This window comes from Chloroflexus sp., from assembly GCF_034432675.1.
Classification (GTDB): domain Bacteria; phylum Chloroflexota; class Chloroflexia; order Chloroflexales; family Chloroflexaceae; genus Chloroflexus.
Window position 1 is genome coordinate 1 of record NZ_DAOUBI010000239.1, and the last position, 18,337, is coordinate 18,337.

Sequence of the window (18,337 nt, forward strand, 5' to 3'; positions counted from 1 at the left end):
ACGATTGGCAAGCATTCAGACGCCTGGGCGACTGTCTGGACGCACGACAGCACAGCTTTTTTGAAATGAGTTCTACACATGCGCCGGTGCCTGATTACCGGCTTCGGCAGCCGCCCGCCGTACATTCACGAACAAGAGCAGGATAAACCCACTGATGAAAAAGATTATCAGTGAGACAATGGCGATCCGGTAGCTACCGGTCATCTGGTAGGCAACCCCGAACAAGAGTGGCGCCAGCCAGCTCGTGCCGCGCTCACCCACTTCGTACAGGCTAAAGTACTCTGCCTCCTGACCATCAGGGATCATGAGCGAAAACAGCGACCGACTGATTGCCTGACTGCCCCCCAACACCAGGGCAATTGCCGCACCGAGCGCAAAGAATTGCACATCGTTGTTGGCCGGCATGATGTAGGCATAACTGACAACCAACGTCCAAATCACCAAACTACCCAGCAGCACCCGCTTTGAACCAAGACGAGTTGCCAGAGCACCAAAGATCAGGGCACCGAAGAAAGCGACGAATTGTACCATCAAAATAGTGGCGATTCGGGTTGACTCGTCAATGCCCAGCTCTTCGGCCCCAAATTGCGCAGCCAGTGCAATCACTGCCTGAATGCCATCGTTGTAGAGCAGATACGCCGCCAGGAAGAGCAGGGTTTGTGGATAACCTCGCATCTGCCGAAAGGTGTGGGCTAACTGACGGAACCCAACCGTCAAATAGTTCTCTCCAGGCGGTAAGCGCCGAACAGCACCGCGGTTCCGTAGGGTCCACATTGGAATGAGCGTAAAAATGGCCCACCACATGCCGGCGGACATCAGGCTAATTCGCACCGCCATCCCACTCTCAACCCCAAACGACTCAGCATTTAAAAAGAAGACCAGGTTGGCCGCCAGTAATAACCCACCGCCAAGATAGCCAAGTGCCCATCCCTGTGAAGAAACTGCGTCCCGCCGATCAGGACTGGCAATGTCCGGCAAGAAAGCATTGTAAAACACTATCGAGGCGCCGAAGGTGAGGTTGGCGATCAGGAACAGGACTCCACCCAGCAGGTAGTTGGTGCCTTCGAGAAAGTAGAGGCCTATGGTGGCAAATGCCCCTACATACGCAAAGATTGCCAGCATTTGCTTACGAGCGTTGGAGTAATCGGCAATGGCACCGAGGATCGGCAAAAAAAAGACCTGTAATAAGACCGAGAGCGAAACCATGTAAGGAAAAAAAGAACCGGCTGCCACCGGTATACCAAGCGGATAGACAAATCCATTCGCATCAGCCGCATTACGGGCAATTGAGGTGAGGTATGGCCCTAAGAAGACGGTCACTACCGTGGTCGAAAATGCCGAATTAGCCCAGTCGTAAAAATACCAGCCAACCTGTTCGCGACGATTATTGGTCGAGATAGAAAGCGTCGTCATGCAAACTCCTTCGTAGTTAGCACTCACGTGCCAATGGACAAAGCCGATACCGGGAGAAGGGATTGATTCAGATATAAACCTGCACGGTGTAGCTATTGTACCACGTCTATAATGCACCACAGAGAGCACAGAGGACACAGAGGGATTTGTACCCTCATCCTCTGTGCTCTCTGTGCCTCTGTGGTGATAATAAATCAGAGCTCTTTGGCCGGACTATCCGTAAACCTGCGGGGTGGATTGCACTACCGAGACACGGAGGATACAGAGGATTATTACATCCTCTGTGCTCTCTGTACCTCGGTGGTGATCATAAACCAAGCCTCTTGTGCCGGTGATCATCGTTCCCGAACCATCTGTAAACCTGCCGCCAGCACCACAATCATAGCTACCAACACTGACAGATGAGGAGCAATATCGTTCAGAGTGGCGCCGCGCTGAACAATTGCAATAACTGGCTCAACCATGTAGTACGTCGGGAAGATTTGGGCAATCCACTGCGGAATCACCGGAAAGAGTGTGATCAACGCCGGAGCGTAGAGGAGTAGACCCAGTGCTTTCACGGTGGCAAAGAGCGAGTTGATATCTTTCACCAACACACCTAACAGAACACCAAACTCTGCCGATAAGATTGCCCCTAGCAACAGCACTAGCAACACCAGCCCGATCTGCGCACTCCAGGCTCCATTCAGCGCCAATACCAGCAACGCCATCACTGTACTCAGAGCAACACCCAGAATACCCTTGGCAACGTAGATTTCAGCGCGAGTCACCGGTGTTACCAACAAGGCAGGCAGTGTGCGACGTTGCTTTTCGCTCACCAATGAGGAGGCCGGCAGCATTAAGGCACCAAAAACGACCGTCATCAGCACAAGTAACGGCAACAAACGCTGCTGCCAGGTCAGATCACTGTTAACTTCCAGGCCGGAGGTCCTAATGACCACCGGCGACTCGTGACCGGCCAGTGTATGAAGCCAGTTGGCAAGTGCAGTACCGATCAAGATTCGGGCGCGTAACAAACTCTCACCCCACACGTAGACGGTCAGGCTGCCCCGTTGGCCGCTAAGGAGCCGTTGATCAAATTCGTCCTGCAACACAATACCAACATCCACCGCACCACTGGCAGTCGCTGTCCGCAGTTCGGCCTCACTCGTATAGCGTTGAACAATCAGTCCCGGCATAGTCTCGGCAAATTGCGTGATCTGCGACGAGCCGCCGTCAAAGAGACCCAGACGCGGTTTACCACTGAAGAAGGTGCTAAAGATCAGGCCCAGGACGAGACTCAAGCCCAACGGAACCACAATCGTGAAAATAAAGATAAAGTTCTTTGGCCCCTGTACTGCTTCGCGGTAGAGGAGAGCTAGAATTCGGCGCAGACTCATGTGAACCTCCGCTGCAGAATGACCATGCCCAGAGCCAGGAACAGAAGGGCTGAAACCGTCAGTGGCAGCAGGTTTCCTCCAACCTCACTCCAGCCGGCACCGAAGTTGAGTGAGCGGTAGATGGTGTCTACCAGATAGTGGGTGGGAATGAATTGCACCCAGTCCGCCGCTAATCCCGGCAAGAGAACGGTAAAGGTCGGCAACGCCATGATCAGTAGGGCCAGCATACCCCAGCCCATCACCGACATCAAGTCACGGCCAAGCGAGGCGATAAGAAAGGCAGTGCCGGTCATCAGCACCGATCCGATGAGCAGGGCAGTCAGGTTGAGCACTGGTTCACGCACCAGTCCACCGGTAACCGCCAGGAACAGGACTGCCTGCACAAAGGCAAAGAGTGAGCCGAAGAGTGTCTTGGCAACAAAGAGGCCACGCAATGAGAGAGGGGTTACCAACAGGGCGCGGATGGTGCCCTGTTCGACCTCGGAGGCGATCAAGCTGGCCAGGCCAAGGCATTCGACCATCAACACCAGCACTACGAAGAGCGGCAACATCCGCTGCCGGGGAGCAATTTGAGTACCGGCCATATCAGGACCGAGAATCTCTTCGCTGATGACGACCGGCAATTCTTGCCCGACCAGGTTGAAACTCAATTCGCGGGCCACAGCCTCGTAGACGGATACGAAATCCGGCGGCACTTCAGGTGCCAGGAACAATTCAACTGTTGGGCGTGCCCCCTGGCGAATCTGATCGAAGAGATCGGCGGGAAAGGCAATGCCAACGGTTACGTCACTGCTGGCCACGACAGAGCGTAAGGCCGCAGCATCGGGAAAGCGCTTGATCTCTACGGCATCGTCGGTCAGAGCTTCAGCCAATGCCGGTGGTAATTCAGGAATCACCAGACCCAGCCGCAGCGTTTCATCAACCGTTGCCGGCAACAGAAAATAGATCACAATGTACGCCACCAGTCCCAGCACCGTTACCAGTGCGAAGAGCCGACTCGCAAAATAGAGGCGGGCGTCCTTTGTGATCAATGCCCAGAGCGCAGCGATATTCATAGCGGATATTCCTTCACTCGAACCGGACAATAGTCAGGCCAGGCCGCGTCCGGTAAGCTGAATGAAAATGTCTTCCAGCGTAGCCTCTTCGCTGTGCAACGTAATTACCTTTTCGTGCTGAAGCAGGTTCGCCATCTCGGCTGCAGTCTCCGGTCGGTCAAGAATAATCTCGCGGGTCAGCAGTGAACCATTGGGGCCAACCACTTCGGCCCGCACCATTCGCTTACCGTACTGCTGCTTGAGGTTGTGAGGCGTATCGAGAGCCACAATCCGTCCACTGTTGATAAAGGCAACCCGATGACAGAGCCGATCCGCTTCATACATATCGTGGGTGGTGAGGAAGATGGTCGCACCGCGCTCCTGTTCTTCGCAAATCACACGACGGATCGCCTCGGCAGATGTTGGATCGAGACCTTCGGTAGGTTCATCCAGAAAGAGAATATCAGGCCGATTGACCAGCGCACGGGCAATCATCAAGCGCTGTTTCATGCCTTTGGAATAGTGACCAACCAGATCATTCCCACGTCCATCCAGGCCAACGCGTCGCAGCAAGGCCGCCAGATCAAGCTCGCGGACATTAAAGAGACGGGCAAAGAGACGCAGATTATCGGCGGCACTCAACTCTTCGTAGAGATTCGGTTGCTCGAAGCAGACGCCAATCCGGGCCTGGACCTGCTTGGGATGGCGGGACACATCAATTCCTAACAAGAGGGCACGCCCGCTTAACGGGCGAAGCTGGCCGGTCAGTATCTTCACCGTAGTTGATTTACCGGCTCCATTTGGTCCCAGAAAACCAAGGATTTCGCCTCGTTCTACCGTGAAGCTGATGTGATCAACGGCGAGCAGATCAACGTAACGATAGGTCAATGAGTCGGCGACAATGACAGGTTCAGACATCGCATCCTCGCGCAAGACAAAAACCGCCGACACAATGCCGGCGATTAGTGATGACACAAGCCATTATAATACTGTCTTTGCCGACTGCAAGATGGTATAAGGATATTTCGGTGAGGAATTATCGTAATAAATCGATGAAGTGCAGCATACACGAAATACACGAAACGCAGCGCAATGATTGACGGGAATGCGTCTACCACAGCGTTACAAACTAGGCGACGGTGAGCGGCATTTTGGCGTGATTACATACGGTTGGCGCACAGCACAGCAAGCGCGGAAGTGTGGCTTCCGCACTCCGAAGATGCGACACGCGCATTCCTATCGATGAAGGAGATTATTTGACCGAACGGTCATGAATTGATGAAACCGACTTATCCTCACGCTCCTGACCACATTCGAAGTCAAGCATCAGCAAAACCGCCGTTATCAGATACGGTGGCATACTGGCGTTAAAGTATGAACCGGCACTGATATTCACCAGCAAAAACAGGGCCAGTGCTGCACTTTGCCGCACCCCAATCCCGGTCAGCATACTGAAAGCCACAATGATTTGGCCGATGGTCAGCACCCATGCAATCGGTCGGTAGAACGGAATAGCAAAAAAGCGCAGATAAGCGGCACTGAAACTGTGCGGATCAATCTCGGCTAGCCGTTGTTCAAAATGTTCGCGCAGAACCGTAGAGGTCATCCATCGGCGAGTGAGCTTGTGGTACGCCCCATACACAAAAGTTGCCCCGAACACATAACGTAATATCAGTAACGTGATGCGTCCTAGCCGTTGCCATGGGATAGAGCGTCTCATTGTTCACCTCCGTGCGAAGAGCGTTACCGAGAAAGTATAACACTTTTTGACACAAATTGTGTTTATATGTCACAACATAAAAATTAAGTATTTGATGAGAAACCTGCCATTGCCATCACTGATCCGGTATGATAATTGGTGAAACGCTACACAGATACTGAGCTAACAAGAGGTGATATTGTTATGTCTATTCGACGCATCGCATTGATTGCCGGAGCCATCATTGTTCTAATTGCCGGCGGCTTGATTGCGTATGTCTTTCGACCGCCAGAGGCAGCAAGTGGGCCGCTGGAAGCGGTACCACTGGCTCTGCCAACCACGGCTCCTACGTTAGCTGCTCCCACCGCTGTGCAGGATGCTCCAACTGTCGCCCCTGTGGCTACAGAAACTGCCGCAGCGGAGGCCACTGCAACGACACCTGCTGCAAACAGCGGACCGGTCCTCCAACTCTTTGCGATTGATCAGAACCGCTCGGAGGCACGTTTTCTGATCGATGAAGTGCTGCGCGGTAGTCCAATAACAGTTGTCGGCGAGACCAATCAGGTTGCCGGCCAGATTGCACTTGATCCCGATTATCCGCAAGCGGCTCAGGTGGGTGTGATCCAGATTAATGCACGAACTCTGACCACCGATAATGAACTTCGCAACCGGGCCATCAAGAATGCCATCTTGCGCACCAATCAGTTTGAGCTGATCACGTTTACGCCACGAGTGATTACCGGTTTGCCCGACACGGTAACAATTGGCGAACCATTCGAGTTTACCATCGAGGGTGATCTTACGATTACCGACGTGACCCGTCCGGTTACGTTTACCGTCACCGTAACCCCGGTGAGCCAAAGCGAGATCAGTGGCCTGGCTACAACCACTATTCTCTACCGCGACTTCAACTTGACCATACCCGACTCACCGTCGGTTGATACCGTGGCCGATGAAGTAAGGCTGGAGTTAGAATTTGTGGCAACCCTGATCGGGTAATTGACGAGTGATCAGGCAATCGTTATAATAACGCGAGTTTTACAAGGCATCAGATCAGGAGCCAGCTATGAGTGTGCAGAGCACCCGCGGTCGTCGCGTGAAGACGGCAAAACAGAACAACCTACTCTATTTGTATATTGCAGTTGGCGTCGTTGCAGTGATCGCTATAACAGGTCTGGTCGTATTGCTGACTCGCAACAACGCCGAGGTGAAGGCGCCGACAGCGCCGGTTGGACGGACGGAAGAGGGATATTACTATAAAGGTGATCCAAACGCAGCAGTCAAGGTAATCGCTTTCGAGGATTACCAGTGTCCGGGATGTGCCTACTTCAGCCGTAATCTGGCCCCTATCCTTGAGCGCGACTACATCAATACCGGTCGGGTACAATTTATCTATCACGAACTTCCGCTCACCAATATTCACCCCAACGCCGTTGCCGCTGCCGAAGCCGCCCGCTGTGCCGGGGATCAGGGTAAGTATTGGGAGATGCACGATCAGCTTTTTGCTAATCAGAGCCTGTGGGCCCAGGTAAACTCGCCGCTGAATGTGTTTAGTGGCTACGCGGGTCGTATCGGTATCGATCGGGCCGCATTTGATGCCTGTATGCAGGCCGGCACGCACCGCGAAGCGATTCTGGCCGCCGCCCAAGAGGCCGCAGCCCTCGGTGTGCAGGCTACGCCGTCATTCAGTGTCAATGGGCAGATTGTCGACTCGGGTCGCCTGTTTACCGCTATCGATGCGGCGTTACGGGCAGCGGGACGATAAACAACGCGCCGCTTCATGCCAGAGGTGCAGGGTTGGTGACACACCTCTGGCATGATATGAGGTGATGTTCTTCCTGCAGTAAAGTATCCCGGTGCATCTGTGAGATGCTGTCATTGTTGCAGGGATCATCTTGACGCGCTGTCGCTGTCGGCCTATAATGGGCCGGCTTTTTCGATACGAGTGAGGAGCACGCAACCGTGCAGAACCGTAACATTTTAGCGCTTATCATCACGATTCTTACTACAGGTCTGGCGCTGGCGATCAATTTCGCACCCAACAACATCTTCCTGGGCCGTGATGTCAGTGTACGGCTGGGACTTGACTTACAGGGTGGGATTCAGGTGCTATTGCGCTCAGCCGATCCCGATGCCACTGCCGACGAGATTGCCACGGCAGCGCGTGTTGTCGAGCAGCGGGTCAATGCTCTCGGTGTTGGCGAAACGGTTGTTCAGCAAGCAGGAAGTAACCGCATTATTGTTGAGCTGCCAGGTGTAGCCAATCCCGAACAGGCTATCGAAACGCTACGTGGCACTGGCCGGCTCGAATTCATCGACTCGCAAGGGCAATATCTGGCTGACGGCACAATTGTGCGAACATCGAGCAGCCCCAATCCGCCCCAGTTAGCCGAGAGCGAAACCATTACCGATCCTACCGCCCTTGGCCCCATCTATCAGAGCATCACTGACGGTGCCGATCTTGACACCAGTGCAGTACAACCGACCTTCTCGCAGGGTGGCGCCCTTGGCAGTCGTCCAGCCGTCTCGTTTGCCTTCCGAGGTGAATCGGCACAGCGGCTGGCCTCATTTACAGCAGCGAATGTTGGACGGCCAATGTGTATTGTGCTCGACAACGTGGTGGTGAGTTGCCCGGTGATTAATGCTGCGCTGACGGACGGTTCTGGAATTATTGAAGTAAGCAGCGAGGCTGATCGAAACCGCATCTTTAATCAGTTGAAGTACGGTGCTCTGCCGGTACCCTTGGTGATCGAGACGAGTCGTACCGTAACGGCAACCCTCGGTCAGGAGAGTGTGCAAGCCAGCATCACTGCCGGAATCATCGGGCTGGCGGTAGTCGCTATCTTTATGATCTTGTTCTACCGCGGCCCAGGATTGATTGCAACGGTGGCACTGCTCATTTACACAATTATCAGTTTCGCGATTTACCGCCTGATCCCGGTCACCCTAACCCTACCGGGTATTGCCGGTTTCATCCTCTCGATTGGGTTGGCGGTTGATGCCAACGTCTTGATCTTTGCTCGCTTACGCGAAGAATACCGTCGCGGTCGTGACATTCGCAGTGCGCTTGAACTAGGGTTTGTCGAGTCGTGGCCGGCTATCCGGGATTCGAGTGTTTCAACGTTGATTACCAGCATTGTCCTGTTTATGTTTGGCAACAGCTTCGGCGTCAGCCTGATTAAGGGCTTTGCTCTTACCTTGGGACTTGGCATTGTGGTTAGTCTGTTTACTGCGCTGGTTGTATCGCGAACCTTCCTGCGCCTGGTACTACCACTGTTTAGCGATGAACGAGCCTGGTGGTTTGGCGTAGATCGCCGCGAGTCATCACCAACAGTACAGCCTGCCGCATAGCAGGAAATGAATTCGGTAGAGCACACGGACACCGCGCAATACTGGAGTAACGTCTGTATGGAACATCTTGTCCGCCGTCGTTATTGGTGGTTTGTCTTTTCACTCCTGATTATCTTGCCCGGTCTATATATGCTCTTCCTGCACCCGTTGTTGACTACGGGACGCCCGGGAATTGGCTTACGACCGAGCATTGACTTCGCCGGTGGCGCATTGTGGGAATTGCGCTTCCCCGATGTAACGCCTGAGACATTAAGCACCGACCAGATCGCGCAGGCTTTTGCGGTGGCCGGTTTCGAGAGCGCACAGGTTCAGCTCAGTCCAACGGTGGTTGACGGTCAACCGGTAGCTGCCGCGCTGGTGCGGACACGACCATTGAGCGAGTCTGACCCAAATACTGAAATTGATGCCGTTACGAAAGCCTTAACCGACATTTTTGGTACAGTCAGTCGTGAGCGGCTTGAGAGCGTTGGGCCAACGGTTAGTGCCGAATCAACGCGCAGTGCAATCATTGCCGTGCTCGGCGCTTCTTTGATCATTCTGCTCTATCTGACATGGGCATTTCGTAAGGCGCCACATCCGTTTCGCTACGGTGTCTGCGCCCTTATTGCGATGCTGCACGATGTCTTCGTCGTCTTGGGGATCGCTGCCATCCTGGGAGCTACCATCGGTTTAGAGGTTGATGCTCTCTTCCTGACGGCCTTGCTCACCACGCTGAGCTTCTCGGTACACGATACGATTGTGGTGTTTGATCGTATCCGTGAAAATCTGATCAATCGTCATCCCGCCGAGACGTTCGATGACATCGTGAACCACAGTCTGGTGCAAACCCTACCACGGTCGATCAATACACAGTTGACAACCTTCTTCACCCTGACCGCCCTGTTACTGTTTGGCGGTGATACCATCCGCAATTTCGTCTTAATCCTGCTGATCGGGTTGGTCAGTGGAACGTATTCGTCAATCTTCAACGCGGCACAATTGCTAGTTGTATGGGAGCATCGCGAGTGGCGCACCTGGTTTAAGCGTGGTCGTCAGGATGAGGTAGAGGTTCGCTCAGGAGCGTAAAACAGCACAACGCTCGTTGAAGGATAGGGGCAGATCAAGAATCTGCCCTTTTATCACCCCATCAACTGACGACGACGCTGGAGACAAAGGCATGGCTACTGTGCGCCAACATACACTGACACGGGTATACACTGTGACCCGCGCCTACCGTGGTGCACGGCAGATGCGGAAGTGCGGCTGACGATACTACTTGCTGCAAACCCGCAATCGTGCTATAATCGCGAACAACGTTCGCGTGCGGCGCCATGGTGCGTCGGCGAACTTCAGATGCTCATCGAGATGGGCTGAGGGACTGGCCCGGTGACGCCCGGCAACCCCCGCCAGGGAAGGTGCCAAATCCAGCGGCAATGGATATCATTGGCCGAAAGATGAGAGGGACGAAGTCTATCGGAGCCTCTCGCCGTGCGAGTGGCTCCATCTTATTGCGACGCCTATGGAACTCCGCACAGTCTGGTGGGAAAATGACGCAGTCTGCCTGATCGATCAGCGCAAGTTACCACACACGATGGAGGTTGTGCGCTGCACCGATCTGGCAGCAGTTGCATACGCGATTCGGAGTATGCAGGTACGTGGTGCGCCAGCCATTGGCTGCACTGCCGCATACGGTATGGCCCTCGTCGCGCAGCAAAGTGTTGCGCTTACCCCTTCTGCGCTACTGACCGAACTTGCCCAGGCCAAAGCAACGCTCGATTCACAACGCCCAACCGCCGTCAATCTGGCGTGGGCCACCAGCCGCATGCTCCGCCGGGCGGAGGCGGTGGCAAGCGAAGGAGTGGAAGCGATCAAACACGCGCTGCACGCTGAGGCAGAAGCGATCTTTGCTGAAGACCTGGCAATGTGTCACGCCATTGGTGAGCATGGGGCGTCATTGATCCCGCCACGAGGTCACGTCCTCACCCACTGTAACGCTGGTGGGCTGGCAACAGCCGGTTATGGTACTGCCCTGGCCCCGATCCGCACCGCCTTTGCCCAGGGGCGGCCTGTCCATGTATTTGTTGATGAGACACGGCCATTCCTGCAAGGTGCCCGATTGACGGCGTGGGAACTCTTGCAAGCCGGCATTCCGCAGACGTTGATCACCGATAATATGGCTGCCTTTATGATGCAGCGTGGGCAGATAGATTGCGTGATTGTCGGTGCGGATCGCATCGCAGCTAATGGGGATGTCGCAAACAAAATCGGCACATATGGCCTGGCAGTACTCGCACGCTACCACAATATTCCCTTCTACGTCGCTGCACCCTCTTCAACCATCGATCTCGCGACAGCAAGCGGCGCCGATATTCCGATTGAAGAGCGCGATCCTGCCGAAGTCACCCACATTGCCGGCGTAGCAATTGCGCCCCAAGGTGTGCGAGCTGCGCATCCAGCTTTTGATGTAACACCAAACGAATTGGTGACAGTGATTATTACGGAACGGGGTATCGTGCGACCGCCATATCTGGCCGCATTGCGTCAGCTTGAGAGTGGGCGATGAGCAGGTTCGGAGCACTGTTACCGGCCTGTCAGCCACTCTTGCGCGGTGGTCTCCCTCACCAGAGCCTGGCGCAGGCTGCACAATTGATCTGTCGCTATCAACCGCAAACGCCGGCATGGCCACTCCCGCCTCCCCGGACACTGGCCGATTCCCCATTCGCTCTGGCAACTCAGGGCTTGCCGGGCATTCAGATTGATATTGAGCGTGACCATTTGATGGTCGATCAGGCTATCCTGGAGCAGGAAGCAACAAAGGTGAGTCTGGCATACCTGCGCGGCGATACACAGCCGGCTGCCCTGACCGGTTCGGCCTACACCGCGTTGGAAGAGATCTTGCGTCGATTGAACGCAGAAGACCGCCAACCCCTACTGTTGAAATATGAGACCATTGGCCCGGTGAGCCTGAGTCTGGCTTTAACCGATGATCACGAGCGACCACTGGCTTACGATCCGGGATGGCGCGAGATCATTCTCCAATTCTGTAGCCTGCGCGTCATCTGGCAACACGAACAAGTCCAGGGCTATGCAGATCATCGTCTGGCGATGATTGAGGAGCCATTCCTTGATGCGCTCTCCACACCGTTATGTCCATTGACCTGGGAGGATGGCCTCGACATGCTTAACCGCTTTCTGGCCGACTTACCTTCCTGGCGTGGCATCTTTCTGAACGGTCACGTGCACTGGTTAGAGATACTGCATTTGCCGGTTGATATCATCGGTCTGCATGCAACAGAGCAGCTCGACTCATTACTGAACGCTACGTCGGCACTCACCGAATTCCTGACTGATGGTGGCTGTCTGGCCTGGGGCATTATTCCAACTGAACATCGGCAGATCGACACCGCAACGGCAACCGATTTGCGCGATCAAGTGTTAAAGGGAATGCAGCAGGTGGCAGAGACAACCGGTGTCGCCTTGCACATTGTGCAGCAACAATCATTTCTCTCATTTACCGGTAGCTTGAGCTATATGAGTCCAGCCTATGCTGAGCAGGCGTTGCAGCTTTGTAGCGAAACAGCGCACTTGATTCAGCAGGCAATAGGTGTTAGCAATCAATAACATATCAAAATTCCGCCTGGTGCGGGCTGAGCATGAGGAGCAGACGCTGTGAAAATTGTAGTCACCGGTTCCCTGGCCTTTGATTACATTATGGACTTTCCCGGTTATTTTAAAGATTTTATGCTAACCGATAAGGCACACATCATTTCGGTTAGTTTTCTTGTAGATTCGATGCGCAAATTGCGCGGTGGAGTAGCCGGAAATATTGCGTATAATTTAGCACTTCTCGGTGAACGCCCACTCATTGTTGGTACTGCTGGCCATGATTTTGGCGCTTACCGTGAACTCTTAGAAGAACACGGTGTTGACACTAGCGGGATTACGATTATTGAACACGAGTTTACATCCTCGTGTTTTATTAATACCGATCAGGCAAATAATCAGATTGTGGCATTTTATGCCGGCGCCATGGGGCACGATCACCATAACACCCTGCTCAATCGTGGTCTAACTGCTGATGATCTGGTGCTCATCTCGCCGACCAATCCAGACGCTATGCGTCGCTTTGCGCTCGAATGCCAGCAGATGGGGGTACCGTACATCTTCGATCCGGGCAAGCAAACACCCCGCCTCGATGCTGATTTGCTGACGGTGGGCCTGAAAGGGGCGTGCGTCCTGATCAGCAATGACTATGAGTTTGGGATGATGGCAAAATGTCTCGGCATCAGTGAAGCGGAGTTGATCGCCCAGGCCTCAATCACTGTGGTCACTCGTGGTGTCGAAGGGTCGCACATCTACGTGGATGGACAACTGGCTGCCACTATTCCGGTGGCACCGGTCGCTGAAGTGCGCGATCCAACCGGTGCCGGTGATGCCTATCTGGCCGGGATTGCCTTTGGTCTGGCCCGACAATTGCCACTTGACGTCACCGGACGGATTGCGGCCCTCTGTGCAGCGTATGCGATTGAAGAGCGTGGCTGCCAGGAACATCGCTTTACCCCCACCCAATTCGCACAGCGTTATCGAGAGGCATTTGGTCACGATCTGCCGCACGACCTCTTTTCACTACGGGAGGCAGCATGAAGTGGGGGATATTGAGTGCAGGTCGGATCGCCCGTCGCTTTGCTTCCGCTGTGGCAGTATCAGTGACCGAGCAGGTTGTTGCCGTTGCAGCCCGTGATGCCGAACGTGCGACCGCCTTTGCCGGCGAATTTGGGATCGCTCGCGCCTATAGCGACTATGAAGACTTGCTGAACGATCCCGACGTTGAGGCGGTGTACAATGCGCTGCCCAACAGCCTGCATGCGCACTGGTCGATTGCGGCGTTGCAGGCCGGCAAACACGTGCTGTGTGAAAAGCCGCTGGCGACGACCCTGGCCGATGGACTGGCGATGGCTGCCACAGCGCAGGCGCACCGACGTTTGTTGATGGAAGCCTTTATGTACCGCTTCCACCCGCAAACCATCACCGTTCAACGCTTGCTGGCTGATGGCGTTATCGGTGATGTGAAACAGGTGAGAGGCAATTTTGCCTTTTTGCTCGATGATACGACAAACATCCGGCTCAACCCTGAATTGGGCGGCGGTGCGCTGTACGACATCGGATGCTACCCGCTGAGCTATGCCCGTATGGCTTTTGGCAGTGCGCCCCAAAAAGCCAGTGCCTTTGTTACCGGTGAACCGGTTGATCTGAGTCTGAGCGGCCTGCTCTGGTTTGCTGAAGATCGGGTGGCCACCATTACTTGCAGCTTTCAGAGTGCATGGAACCAGCGCATCGAAATCATTGGTAGCGCAGGATGGATTCATCTTGAACGACCGTTCAATCCGACACCTGATCTGGCAACCACAATCGCGATTGCCCGCGGTGGTCGTCACGTAACGGTAGAGACAGTGACGATCCCGGCTGCCGATCACTTTCGGCTCGAAGCCGAGGGCTTTGCTGCGCTGGCAAGCGGTGGCGCTCCGGTACCGACAACCGGGGCAATGCCGTTGACCGAGTCGCTCGACAACCTGGCTGCAATGGAGGCACTCTTTCGTAGTGCTGCTACTGCCACACATACTGTTGTCCACCAGCCGACACTCACACCGGAATGGCCGGTCGGTACGTCGCCTGGTTATTAGTAAAGGAGAGTCTACCAGCTATGACCGTAAGCTACGACATCAAAGATATCAATCTGGCCGAGCAAGGCCGCAAGCGCATTGAGTGGGCCGAAAAAGAGATGCCCGTGCTGCGCCTGATCCGCGAGCGTTTTGCTCGCGAGCGCCCACTGGCTGGTCTGCGCATCAGCGCCTGTCTGCACGTTACCACCGAGACTGCCAACCTCATGCGGACTTTGGCTGCCGGCGGTGCCGACGTAGTACTGGTTGCATCCAACCCTCTGAGCACGCAGGATGACGTTGCTGCTGCTCTGGTTGCCTATGAAGAGATTCCGGTCTTCGCAATCAAAGGCGAAAGCAACGAGGTGTATTACAGCCACATCCGGGCTGCGCTCGATCACAATCCGCAGTTAACCATGGACGACGGCGCCGATCTGGTGACCGGTGTGCTGAGGGATCGCCCCGATCTGATCCCACATATGGTCGGTAGCACTGAAGAGACTACAACCGGCGTTATTCGCCTGAAGGCAATGGCCAAAGAGGGTGTCCTGCCGTTTCCGGTCATCGCTGTGAACGACAGTGACACCAAGCACATGTTCGATAACCGGTACGGCACCGGTCAGAGCACGCTCGACGGGATTATTCGCGCTACCAACATTCTGCTGGCCGGCAAGACCTTTGTGGTTGCCGGTTATGGCTGGTGCTCACGCGGGATTGCCGAGCGCGCACGCGGCCTGGGGGCGAATGTGATTGTGACCGAAGTTGACCCCATCAAGGCGCTTGAAGCAGTGATGGACGGCTTCCGGGTTATGCCAATGGCAGAGGCTGCATCTCAGGCCGATTTCATTGTCACGGCAACCGGCAACAAGCACGTGATCGACAGCAATGCCTTTGCCGTTATGAAAGATAGTTGTGTGATCGCGAATAGTGGTCACTTCAACGTCGAGATCAATATTCCTGCGCTCGAGGCACTGAGTGTTGAAAAGCGGCATCCGCGTGCGTTTGTTGACCAGTACATTCTGCGCGATGGCCGGGCGATCAACCTGCTCGGTGAAGGACGGCTGATTAACCTGGCCAGTGCAGAAGGCCATCCGAGCGCGGTGATGGATATGAGCTTCGCCAATCAGGCGCTGGCAAGCGAGTTTTTGCTGCGCAACCAGGGCAAACTGCCGGTTGGCGTGCATGCCCTGCCCAAAGAGCTGGATCGAGAGATTGCAGCACTGAAGCTGGCGGCGATGGGCATCAAGATCGACACCCTCACTGCCGAGCAAGAGGCGTATCTCAATTCCTGGCAAGAGGGCACGTAATTCGTTAGTCTTCTACGACGGCGTGACGGTGTGATCGGTAGATCACATCGCCACACCGCAAGCAACCATCATTGCCTCGTTGCAGCCTTCCATTAACAAGTAACACGTGACGTACAGCGCAGCAGGGCGCTGAAGAAATAAGCTCCAGAACGACAACAGAGGTCACCTATGGCAAACACATTTATGAACTCGCCTCGCTTCTCCTTCACCAGTGAGAGTGTCAGCGAAGGCCATCCTGACAAAATGTGTGATCAGATCAGCGACGCAATTCTCGATGCGTTCCTGAGTCACGACCCGAAGGCACGGGTGGCAGTGGAAACGGCGACAACCACCGGTCTGATCGTGGTGCTGGGAGAAGTAACTTACGAACGCGGCTACATTCCGATTGAAGAGATTGTCCGCAGTACGGTGAAAGAGATTGGCTACACCAGCGCCGAATATGGCTTCGACGCCGACACCTGTGGCGTGATGGTCGCTATTCACGGTCAATCACCCGATATTGCGATGGGTGTTGATAAAGCGCTTGAAGCCAAGATCGGAGCCATGGCCGATGACGTAGAAGCGGTTGGGGCCGGCGATCAAGGGATGATGTTCGGCTTCGCCTGTGATGAGACGCCGGAACTGATGCCGGCCAGCATCGCGCTGGCCCATCGCCTGATCCGTCGGCTGGAGCGGGTACGTAAAGATGGTACACTACCCTATCTGCGTCCCGACGCCAAATCGCAAGTGACGGTTGAGTACAGTTTTGGCAAACCGGTGCGGGTTGATACCGTGCTAATCAGCAGCCAACATGCACCGGACATCACTCAGGATCAAATCCGCGCCGATCTGATCGAGCACGTCATCAAGACAGAAATTCCCGAAGCATGGCTGGATAGCCAGACCAAAATCTTCATCAATCCAACCGGTCGCTTCGTAATCGGTGGGCCGATGGGTGATAGTGGTCTCACCGGGCGCAAGATCATTGTGGACACTTACGGTGGCGTTGCCCGCCATGGTGGTGGTGCCTTCAGCGGAAAAGACCCCTCAAAAGTTGATCGCAGTGCTGCCTACGCCTGCCGCTGGGTAGCGAAGAACATTGTCGCCGCTGGACTGGCCCGTCGGGTCGAACTGCAAGTGAGCTACGCTATCGGCGTCGCCCGCCCGCTCTCGCTCAGCGTCGAAACCTTCGGTACGGCTGCCGTTCCCGATGAAGTCATCCTCAAAGCGGTGAATGAGGTCTTTGATCTGCGACCAGGTGCGATTATCCGCGATCTCGATCTGCGGCGTCCGATCTATCGCAAGACGGCGGCTGGTGGGCATTTCGGGCGGACTGACATCGATCTGCCCTGGGAGCGCACGAATCGGGTGGAAGAGCTGCGCCGCGCTGCCGGCTTGTAGGCTTCTACCCCACCCGGCAGGATGTTTCGGGTAGTTCCTGAAAAGGATGATGTAAACCGGAACGTACCGGCACGCCGAAAGGTGTGATGTGTCTGTCAACCAGAGATGCATCACACCTTTTTTCTGTGTTATACAGAACAGTTCTGTAGTATCATTTGCCAGGTAACCATTCCTTCTGGAGCCAGATTATGACAACACCGCCACGCTGGCGACGTATCGCCCGTACCCTCACCGACTATGCCCTACTCACGGTTGGTGCCTTTCTAAGTGCTACGGCAGTACGCTTTTTTCTGGTTCCTAATCAGGTAGTCACCGGTGGTCTGACCGGTGTCGCGCAACTACTGAACACCTTTATCGGAACCCCGGTTGGCGTGGTCGTTTTGATATTGAACATTCCGCTGCTGATTGCCGGCTGGCGCTATCTGGGTGGAGCAGTGTTTGGCGTCCGTACCTTCTACACCGTAGTTGTCATGTCGCTGGCAATCGACGGCCTGGCACCATTTGCGCGTCCGATCACAAATGATCCCCTGCTCTACAGTCTTTACGGCGGCGTGATTGACGGCATTGGTATTGGCCTGGTCTTGCGGGCGCGGGGCACCACCGGCGGCAGCGACATTCTGGCCCGGCTCATCGAGCGGCGCTTTGGCGTGCAACCGGGACGTAGCCTGCTCGGCTTCGATACTATGGTGTTCACGGCTGCACTGTTCAGTTACGGGCCAGAGAAGATTCTGTACGCTCTGCTGGTCGCGTTCACGGCCAGTCGTGCCATCGATACTGTCCTGGCGGCAGGCAAAGGTGCCCGCCAGGCGCTTATCATTACCTCGTCGCCTGAACCGATTCGCCAGGCGGTATTGCACCGCCTCGGACGCGGAATCACGCAGCTTGAAGCGATTGGTGGTTATACCGGCGCAACCAGAGCGGTATTGCTATGCGTGGTAGCACGCACAGAAATCGGTGCTTTGAAAAACATTGTGAGCAATGTAGACCCCGCCGCCTTCGTCATTATCGGCGAGGTCGAAGAGGTGTTGGGAGAGGGATTTACACCGGCGAGGTGATGCGCACCGATCCGCGTGCCCTGTTTGGGGAACACGGATTGACGCGGGTTGACGCGGATGCTCGCGGATGATCCGCGCCAATC

The 18,337-nt window shown here is 55.0% G+C and carries 16 protein-coding genes and 1 riboswitch; of the genes, 11 read left to right on the plus strand and 5 right to left on the minus strand.

Annotated elements, in window-relative coordinates:
- Positions 1-72 precede the first annotated feature (72 nt).
- The 5 genes from VAE55_RS18035 to VAE55_RS18055 all read right to left on the minus strand — a co-directional run bounded on the left by VAE55_RS18035 (position 73) and on the right by VAE55_RS18055 (position 5,546).
- Entirely contained in the window at positions 73-1,413 is a 1,341-nt protein-coding gene (locus tag VAE55_RS18035; protein WP_322817106.1) for an MFS transporter, read from the minus strand.
- 335 nt (positions 1,414-1,748) lie between these two features.
- Positions 1,749-2,792 (minus strand): ABC transporter permease, encoded by a 1,044-nt coding sequence (locus VAE55_RS18040; RefSeq protein WP_322817107.1) that lies wholly within the window; start codon positions 2,790-2,792, stop codon positions 1,749-1,751.
- Entirely contained in the window at positions 2,789-3,847 is a 1,059-nt protein-coding gene (locus VAE55_RS18045; RefSeq protein WP_322817108.1) for an ABC transporter permease, read from the minus strand. Before VAE55_RS18045 ends, VAE55_RS18040 begins: the two co-directional genes overlap by 4 nt.
- Positions 3,848-3,880: 33 nt before the next feature.
- Positions 3,881-4,744 carry an ABC transporter ATP-binding protein gene (locus tag VAE55_RS18050; RefSeq protein WP_322817109.1) on the minus strand — a complete coding sequence of 288 codons (864 nt, stop codon included), beginning with the start codon at positions 4,742-4,744 and terminating at the stop codon, positions 3,881-3,883.
- A gap of 334 nt (positions 4,745-5,078) precedes the next feature.
- Positions 5,079-5,546: a DoxX family membrane protein gene (locus tag VAE55_RS18055; protein ID WP_322817110.1), complete on the minus strand. Its 468-nt coding sequence runs from the start codon at positions 5,544-5,546 to the stop codon at positions 5,079-5,081.
- Between the two features lie 183 nt (positions 5,547-5,729).
- On the opposite strand from VAE55_RS18055, the gene VAE55_RS18060 reads away from it, so the two are divergent.
- From VAE55_RS18060 to VAE55_RS18110, 11 genes are all read left to right on the plus strand, one after another.
- On the plus strand, positions 5,730-6,524 hold the full coding sequence (locus VAE55_RS18060) for a YceI family protein (RefSeq protein WP_322817111.1): 795 nt from the start codon (positions 5,730-5,732) through the stop codon (positions 6,522-6,524).
- Positions 6,525-6,591: 67 nt separating this feature from the next.
- Entirely contained in the window at positions 6,592-7,290 is a 699-nt protein-coding gene (locus VAE55_RS18065; RefSeq protein ID WP_322817112.1) for a DsbA family protein, read from the plus strand.
- Positions 7,291-7,487: 197 nt separating this feature from the next.
- Positions 7,488-8,876 (plus strand): protein translocase subunit SecD, encoded by a 1,389-nt coding sequence (gene secD, locus VAE55_RS18070; protein WP_322817113.1) that lies wholly within the window; start codon positions 7,488-7,490, stop codon positions 8,874-8,876.
- Between the two features lie 57 nt (positions 8,877-8,933).
- Complete coding sequence (gene secF, locus VAE55_RS18075; protein WP_322817114.1) at positions 8,934-9,941, plus strand: protein translocase subunit SecF; 1,008 nt, start codon at positions 8,934-8,936, stop codon at positions 9,939-9,941.
- A gap of 268 nt (positions 9,942-10,209) precedes the next feature.
- Positions 10,210-10,316, plus strand: a riboswitch (SAM riboswitch).
- 58 nt (positions 10,317-10,374) lie between these two features.
- Entirely contained in the window at positions 10,375-11,418 is a 1,044-nt protein-coding gene (gene mtnA / locus VAE55_RS18080) for an S-methyl-5-thioribose-1-phosphate isomerase (protein WP_322817115.1), read from the plus strand.
- Complete coding sequence (locus VAE55_RS18085) at positions 11,415-12,476, plus strand: hypothetical protein (RefSeq protein ID WP_322817116.1); 1,062 nt, start codon at positions 11,415-11,417, stop codon at positions 12,474-12,476. The genes mtnA and VAE55_RS18085 overlap by 4 nt, the downstream gene beginning before the upstream one ends.
- Positions 12,477-12,524: 48 nt before the next feature.
- Entirely contained in the window at positions 12,525-13,499 is a 975-nt protein-coding gene (locus tag VAE55_RS18090) for a carbohydrate kinase family protein (RefSeq protein ID WP_322817117.1), read from the plus strand.
- Complete coding sequence (locus VAE55_RS18095; protein ID WP_322817118.1) at positions 13,496-14,536, plus strand: Gfo/Idh/MocA family oxidoreductase; 1,041 nt, start codon at positions 13,496-13,498, stop codon at positions 14,534-14,536. The genes VAE55_RS18090 and VAE55_RS18095 overlap by 4 nt, the downstream gene beginning before the upstream one ends.
- Before the next feature lie 20 nt (positions 14,537-14,556).
- The gene (gene ahcY, locus VAE55_RS18100) at positions 14,557-15,819 is read left to right on the plus strand and encodes an adenosylhomocysteinase (RefSeq protein ID WP_322817119.1); all 1,263 of its coding nucleotides are present in this window, start codon (positions 14,557-14,559) and stop codon (positions 15,817-15,819) included.
- Positions 15,820-15,987: 168 nt separating this feature from the next.
- Entirely contained in the window at positions 15,988-17,199 is a 1,212-nt protein-coding gene (gene metK, locus VAE55_RS18105; RefSeq protein WP_322817120.1) for a methionine adenosyltransferase, read from the plus strand.
- Positions 17,200-17,387: 188 nt separating this feature from the next.
- Complete coding sequence (locus VAE55_RS18110; RefSeq protein WP_322817121.1) at positions 17,388-18,254, plus strand: YitT family protein; 867 nt, start codon at positions 17,388-17,390, stop codon at positions 18,252-18,254.
- Positions 18,255-18,337: the final 83 nt, after the last annotated feature.

Coding starts and splice junctions, on each gene's coding strand:
- VAE55_RS18050 (WP_322817109.1), bottom strand. CDS start 4,744: ATGTCTGAACCTGTCATTGTCGCCGACTCATTGACCTATCGTTACGTT.
- metK (WP_322817120.1), top strand. CDS start 15,988: ATGGCAAACACATTTATGAACTCGCCTCGCTTCTCCTTCACCAGTGAG.
- mtnA (WP_322817115.1), top strand. CDS start 10,375: ATGGAACTCCGCACAGTCTGGTGGGAAAATGACGCAGTCTGCCTGATC.
- VAE55_RS18085 (WP_322817116.1), top strand. CDS start 11,415: ATGAGCAGGTTCGGAGCACTGTTACCGGCCTGTCAGCCACTCTTGCGC.
- VAE55_RS18065 (WP_322817112.1), top strand. CDS start 6,592: ATGAGTGTGCAGAGCACCCGCGGTCGTCGCGTGAAGACGGCAAAACAG.
- VAE55_RS18035 (WP_322817106.1), bottom strand. CDS start 1,413: ATGACGACGCTTTCTATCTCGACCAATAATCGTCGCGAACAGGTTGGC.
- VAE55_RS18060 (WP_322817111.1), top strand. CDS start 5,730: ATGTCTATTCGACGCATCGCATTGATTGCCGGAGCCATCATTGTTCTA.
- VAE55_RS18095 (WP_322817118.1), top strand. CDS start 13,496: ATGAAGTGGGGGATATTGAGTGCAGGTCGGATCGCCCGTCGCTTTGCT.
- VAE55_RS18045 (WP_322817108.1), bottom strand. CDS start 3,847: ATGAATATCGCTGCGCTCTGGGCATTGATCACAAAGGACGCCCGCCTC.
- VAE55_RS18055 (WP_322817110.1), bottom strand. CDS start 5,546: ATGAGACGCTCTATCCCATGGCAACGGCTAGGACGCATCACGTTACTG.
- secF (WP_322817114.1), top strand. CDS start 8,934: ATGGAACATCTTGTCCGCCGTCGTTATTGGTGGTTTGTCTTTTCACTC.
- VAE55_RS18110 (WP_322817121.1), top strand. CDS start 17,388: ATGACAACACCGCCACGCTGGCGACGTATCGCCCGTACCCTCACCGAC.
- VAE55_RS18040 (WP_322817107.1), bottom strand. CDS start 2,792: ATGAGTCTGCGCCGAATTCTAGCTCTCCTCTACCGCGAAGCAGTACAG.
- ahcY (WP_322817119.1), top strand. CDS start 14,557: ATGACCGTAAGCTACGACATCAAAGATATCAATCTGGCCGAGCAAGGC.